Consider the following 5,704-nt stretch of genomic DNA (forward strand, 5'->3'; position numbering starts at 1 on the left):
CGCCGATCACCGCCGAGCGTTATCACGAGGTGGGCGTCGCGGCTCAGGTAGAGCCTTTCATCAAGGACATGGCTCAAGCCTATGGTTGGGCCGACATGGTGGTGTGCCGGGCCGGTGCCCTGACCGTCAGCGAACTGGCGGCAGCGGGCCTGCCCTCGATGCTGGTGCCCTTGCCCCACGCCATCGACGACCACCAGACCCACAACGCCCAATATCTGGCCCGCGAAGGCGCTGCCTTCCTGATGCCACAAGCGACAACTGGCGCAGCGCAGCTCGCTGAACGCCTGAACGAGGTGCTGATGCAACCCGAGAAACTCAACGTCATGGCAGGCACCGCACGGCGCCTGGCCAAACCTGCCGCAACCAGCACCGTGGTCGATATCTGCCTGGAGGTGGCCCATGGTTGAGAGCCAGAAAGCCATGCCCCAGCCGAAGATGGGCCGTATTCGTCGCATCCACTTCGTCGGTATCGGCGGCGTAGGCATGTGCGGCATTGCCGAAGTGCTGCTGAACCTGGGCTATGAAGTGTCCGGTTCCGACCTCAAGGCTTCGCCGGTCACCGAGCGCCTGGAGTCGTTTGGCGCCGAAATCTTCGTCGGCCACCGCGCCGAGAACGCCGCCACTGCCGATGTGCTGGTGGTGTCCAGCGCGATCAACCCGGCCAACCCGGAAGTCGCCACCGCCCTCGAGCGGCGAATCCCGGTGGTGCCGCGCGCGGAAATGCTCGCCGAGCTGATGCGCTACCGCCATGGCGTGGCCGTTGCCGGCACCCACGGCAAGACCACCACCACCAGCCTGCTGGCTTCGGTGTTCGCCGCCGGCGGCCTGGACCCGACCTTTGTCATCGGTGGCCGCCTGACCGCTGCCGGCACCAATGCCCAGCTGGGCACCAGCCGCTACCTGATCGCCGAAGCCGACGAGAGCGACGCCAGCTTCCTGCACCTGCAGCCGATGGTGGCCGTGGTTACCAACATCGACGCCGACCACATGGCGACCTACGAGGGTGACTTCAACAAACTGAAGAAAACCTTCGTCGAGTTCCTGCACAACCTGCCGTTCTATGGCCTGGCAGTGATGTGCCTGGACGACCCGGTGGTACGCGAGATCCTGCCGCAGGTGAAACGCCCGACCGTAACCTATGGCTTCAGCGAAGAGGCCGACATCCGCGCCATCAATGTTCGCCAGCAGGGCATGCAGACCCACTTCACCGTGCTGCGCCGCGACTGCGAGCCGCTGGAGGTATCGGTGAACATGCCCGGCAACCACAACGTGCTCAATGCCCTGGCTACCATCGCCATCGCCACTGACGAAGGCATCACCGACGAGGCCATCATTCAGGGCCTGTCCGGCTTCCAGGGTGTCGGCCGACGCTTCCAGGTGTACGGCGAGCTGCCGGTCGACGGCGGCAGTGTGATGCTGGTCGACGACTACGGCCACCACCCGACCGAAGTGGCCGCAGTGATCAAGGCCGTGCGCGGTGGCTGGCCAAGCCGCCGCCTGGTGATCGTCTACCAGCCGCACCGCTACAGCCGTACCCGCGACCTGTACGACGATTTCGTCCAGGTGCTGGGCGATGCCAACGTGTTGTTGCTGATGGAGGTCTACCCGGCCGGCGAAGAGCCGATCCCCGGTGCCGACAGCCGCCAGCTGTGCCACAGCATCCGCCAGCGCGGCAAGCTGGACCCGATCTACATCGAACGTGGTGCCGAACTGGCGCCGCTGGTCAAGCCACTGCTGCGTGCTGGCGACATCCTGATCTGCCAAGGTGCCGGTGATGTCGGCGGCCTGGCCCCGCAACTGATGAAAAGCCCGCTGTTCGCTGGCGCCAAGCAGGAGAAGTCGAAATGACCAGCGCCTACGACAAGCTGCACTCGACCCTGGACGTCAAGGCGTTCGGCCGCGTCGCGGTGCTTTACGGTGGCAAGAGCGCCGAGCGTGAAGTGTCGCTCAAGTCCGGTGCTGCGGTGATCGAAGCGCTGACCTCTGCCGGTGTCGACGTGGTCGCCATCGACGTTGGTGACGACCTGCTCGACCGCCTGCAAAGCGAGAAGATCGACCGTGCCTTCATCATCCTCCACGGCCGTGGCGGTGAGGACGGCAGCATGCAAGGCCTGCTGGAGTGCCTGGGCATTCCCTACACCGGCAGCGGCATCCTCTCCTCGGCCTTGGCCATGGACAAACTTCGCACCAAGCAGGTGTGGCAGAGCCTGGGTATTCCGACCCCGCGCCATGCCGTGTTGAGCAGCGAAAATGATTGTGTTGCAGCCGGCACGGAACTGGGCTTCCCGCTTATCGTCAAACCTGCCCATGAAGGCTCTAGCATCGGCATGGCCAAGGTGAACAGCGTCGAAGAACTGACCGCTGCCTGGCAGGCTGCCGCCAAATACGATTCCCAGGTTCTGGTCGAGCAATGGATCCGCGGCCCGGAGTTCACCATCGCGGTGCTGCGTGGTCAGGTGCTGCCGCCGATCGCCCTGGGCACTCCGCACGTGTTCTACGACTACGACGCCAAGTACATCGCCAATGACACCCAGTACCGCATCCCGTGCGGCCTGGACAGCGTCAAGGAACAGGAACTGATCGACCTGACCGCACGCGCCTGCGATGCCATCGGCATCGAAGGGTGGGGGCGGCTGGACGTAATGCAGGACGAGCAGGGCCGGTTCTGGCTGCTCGAAGTCAACACCGCACCTGGCATGACTGATCATAGCCTGGTGCCCATGGCGGCTCGCGCGGCCGGCCTGGACTTCCAGCAACTGGTGCTGGCAATCCTGGCCGAAAGCGTGACGACGCGAGGTTAATCAACATGCAAGGCGCAATGATACGTCAGCAGCAACCCGTTACCGGCCGTAGCAAGCCGGTGCCGCGTGGTGCCAGCCGGCTGGTGGCCGACGAGCCCGTATCGGCGCGCCTGCCGCGGCCCAGCCTGGGCGGCCTCAAGCGCCTGCTGTGGCCGGTGCTGCTGGTGGCGGCCGGTTTTGCTGCCTATGAGGGCGCCATCCGGCTGATGCCGTATGCCGACCGGCCGATCACCAAGATCGATGTGCAGGGCGACCTCAGCTACATCAGCCAGCAGTCGGTGCAGCAGCGTATCGCGCCATACGTGGCGGCGAGTTTCTTCAGTGTCGACCTGCCGGCGATGCGCGCAGAGCTCGAGCAGATGCCATGGATTGCCCACGCCGAAGTGCGTCGGGTGTGGCCGGACGAGGTGGTGATCCGCCTGGAAGAACAGCTGCCGGTGGCGCGCTGGGGTGAGGAGGCTTTGCTCAACAACCAGGGCCAGGCCTTTACCCCGCGCGAACTGGCCAACTACGAGCACCTGCCGCAGCTGGCCGGGCCGCAGCGTGCTCAACAGCAAGTCATGCAGCAGTATCAGGTATTGAGCCAGATGCTGCGCCCCCTGGGCTTTTCCATCGCTCGCCTGGAGCTGCGCGAGCGAGGCAGCTGGTTCCTGACTACGGGCGCGAGCAGCGCCGGGCCGGGCGTCGAGCTGCTGCTGGGGCGCGACCATCTGGTGGAGAAGATGCGCCGTTTCATTGCCATTTACGACAAGACACTCAAAGACCAGATCACCACTATCGCCCGCATTGATCTGCGTTATTCCAACGGACTTGCCGTTGGTTGGCGGGAACCGATTGCACCGACGACGGCCCAACCCGCCGTTGCGAAGAATTAGAGAGAGGCAGGACCATGGCAAACGCGCATAGCGGCAAAATGATCGTCGGGCTGGACATTGGCACCTCCAAGGTGGTGGCGCTGGTGGGCGAAGTGGGCGAAGACGGCACCCTGGAGATCGTCGGGATCGGCACCCATCCGTCCCGCGGCCTGAAAAAAGGTGTGGTGGTGAATATCGAGTCCACCGTGCAGTCGATCCAGCGCGCCGTGGAAGAAGCGCAGCTGATGGCTGGCTGCCGCATCCACTCGGCGTTCGTCGGCGTGGCCGGCAACCACATCCGCAGCCTGAACTCGCACGGCATCGTCGCCATCCGCGACCGCGAGGTCAGCCTGGCCGACCTCGAACGCGTGCTCGACGCGGCCCAGGCCGTGGCGATTCCGGCTGACCAGCGCGTGCTGCACACCCTGCCGCAGGACTACGTGATCGACAACCAGGAAGGCGTACGTGAGCCACTGGGCATGTCGGGCGTGCGCCTGGAAGCCAAGGTCCACGTGGTCACCTGTGCGGTCAACGCGGCGCAGAACATCGAGAAGTGCGTACGCCGCTGCGGCCTGGAAATCGACGACATCATCCTCGAGCAGCTGGCCTCGGCCTACTCGGTGCTGACCGACGACGAGAAAGAACTGGGCGTGTGCCTGGTAGACATCGGTGGTGGCACCACCGACATCGCGATCTTCACCGAGGGCGCGATCCGTCACACTGCGGTGATCCCGATTGCCGGCGACCAGGTCACCAACGATATCGCCATGGCCCTGCGTACCCCCACCCAGTACGCCGAAGAAATCAAGATCCGCTACGCCTGCGCCCTGGCCAAACTGGCCGGCGCCGGCGAGACCATCAAGGTGCCAAGCGTGGGTGACCGCCCACCGCGTGAGCTGTCGCGCCAGGCCCTGGCCGAGGTGGTGGAGCCGCGTTACGACGAGCTCTTCACCCTGATCCAGGCCGAGCTGCGCCGCAGTGGCTACGAGGACCTGGTGCCCGCTGGCATCGTCCTCACCGGCGGCACCGCGAAAATGGAAGGCGCCGTGGAACTGGCCGAGGAAATCTTCCACATGCCGGTACGCCTGGGCGTACCGCACAGCGTTCGGGGGCTGAGCGACGTGGTTCGCAACCCGATCTATTCCACCGGCGTGGGCTTGCTCACCTACGGCCTGCTGAAGCAGTCCGAGGACTTGATCCTGACCGGTAACACCAACAGCAGCAACAACAGCTATGGCGATGAACCGAAGGCCCCAGTGCTTGAGCGCTTCAAGAAGTGGGTCCAGGGCAACTTCTAAGTTTCAAAGCAGTAGTGGTAGGCGCAACAACTAGAGAACTGTAAGGAGAGGGAAAATGTTCGAGCTCGTAGACAACGTCCCGCAAAGCCCGGTCATCAAGGTGATCGGCGTTGGTGGTGGTGGCGGCAACGCCGTCAACCACATGGTCAAAAGCAGCATCGAAGGTGTGGAATTCATCTGCGCCAACACCGATGCCCAGGCGCTGAAAAGCATTGGCGCGCGTACCATCCTGCAACTGGGCACTGGCGTGACCAAGGGCCTGGGTGCCGGTGCCAATCCGGAAGTCGGCCGTCAGGCCGCACTGGAAGACCGTGAGCGCATCGCCGAAGTGCTGCAGGGCACCAACATGGTGTTCATCACCACCGGCATGGGCGGCGGTACCGGTACCGGTGCAGCGCCGATCATTGCCGAAGTGGCCAAGGAAATGGGCATCCTCACCGTTGCGGTGGTGACCCGTCCGTTCCCGTTCGAAGGCCGCAAGCGCATGCAGATCGCCGATGAAGGCATCCGCATGCTGGCTGAAAGCGTCGACTCGTTGATCACCATCCCCAACGAGAAACTGCTGACCATCCTGGGCAAGGATGCCAGCCTGCTGTCCGCCTTCGCCAAGGCTGACGATGTGCTGGCCGGTGCCGTGCGCGGTATCTCCGACATCATCAAGCGCCCGGGCATGATCAACGTCGACTTTGCCGACGTGCGCACCGTGATGGGCGAGATGGGCATGGCCATGATGGGTACTGGCTGCGCCAGC

The 5,704-nt window shown here is 64.2% G+C and carries 6 protein-coding genes; all 6 read left to right on the top strand.

Features of this window, described 5'->3' with window-relative positions; all coding sequences use genetic code 11:
• Positions 1-407, top strand: a 407-nt coding sequence (locus HP546_RS24745; RefSeq protein WP_306125646.1) for a glycosyltransferase, incomplete at its 5' end; no start/stop codon positions are given.
• On the top strand, positions 400-1,848 hold the full coding sequence (gene murC / locus HP546_RS24750; protein WP_172230777.1) for a UDP-N-acetylmuramate--L-alanine ligase: 1,449 nt from the start codon (positions 400-402) through the stop codon (positions 1,846-1,848). The genes HP546_RS24745 and murC, both read left to right, overlap by 8 nt.
• Positions 1,845-2,801 carry a D-alanine--D-alanine ligase gene (locus HP546_RS24755; protein ID WP_172230780.1) on the top strand — a complete coding sequence of 319 codons (957 nt, stop codon included), beginning with the start codon at positions 1,845-1,847 and terminating at the stop codon, positions 2,799-2,801. The genes murC and HP546_RS24755 overlap by 4 nt, the downstream gene beginning before the upstream one ends.
• Before the next feature lie 5 nt (positions 2,802-2,806).
• On the top strand, positions 2,807-3,676 hold the full coding sequence (locus HP546_RS24760) for a cell division protein FtsQ/DivIB (protein ID WP_172230783.1): 870 nt from the start codon (positions 2,807-2,809) through the stop codon (positions 3,674-3,676).
• A gap of 14 nt (positions 3,677-3,690) precedes the next feature.
• Positions 3,691-4,953, top strand: a complete 1,263-nt coding sequence (ftsA, locus tag HP546_RS24765) for a cell division protein FtsA (RefSeq protein ID WP_016488959.1) — start codon at positions 3,691-3,693, stop codon at positions 4,951-4,953.
• Positions 4,954-5,008: 55 nt separating this feature from the next.
• The coding region (gene ftsZ, locus HP546_RS24770) for a cell division protein FtsZ (protein ID WP_172230786.1) at positions 5,009-5,704 on the top strand (696 nt) is incomplete at its 3' end.

The organism is Pseudomonas sp. CM25 (assembly GCF_013179705.1).
In the GTDB taxonomy this organism is placed as follows: Bacteria; Pseudomonadota; Gammaproteobacteria; order Pseudomonadales; family Pseudomonadaceae; genus Aquipseudomonas.

What these genes read in the sequence shown, in the direction of transcription:
- murC (WP_172230777.1), top strand. Translation starts at nt 400, where the DNA reads ATGGTTGAGAGCCAGAAAGCCATGCCCCAGCCGAAGATGGGCCGTATT.
- HP546_RS24755 (WP_172230780.1), top strand. Translation starts at nt 1,845, where the DNA reads ATGACCAGCGCCTACGACAAGCTGCACTCGACCCTGGACGTCAAGGCG.
- HP546_RS24760 (WP_172230783.1), top strand. Translation starts at nt 2,807, where the DNA reads ATGCAAGGCGCAATGATACGTCAGCAGCAACCCGTTACCGGCCGTAGC.
- ftsA (WP_016488959.1), top strand. Translation starts at nt 3,691, where the DNA reads ATGGCAAACGCGCATAGCGGCAAAATGATCGTCGGGCTGGACATTGGC.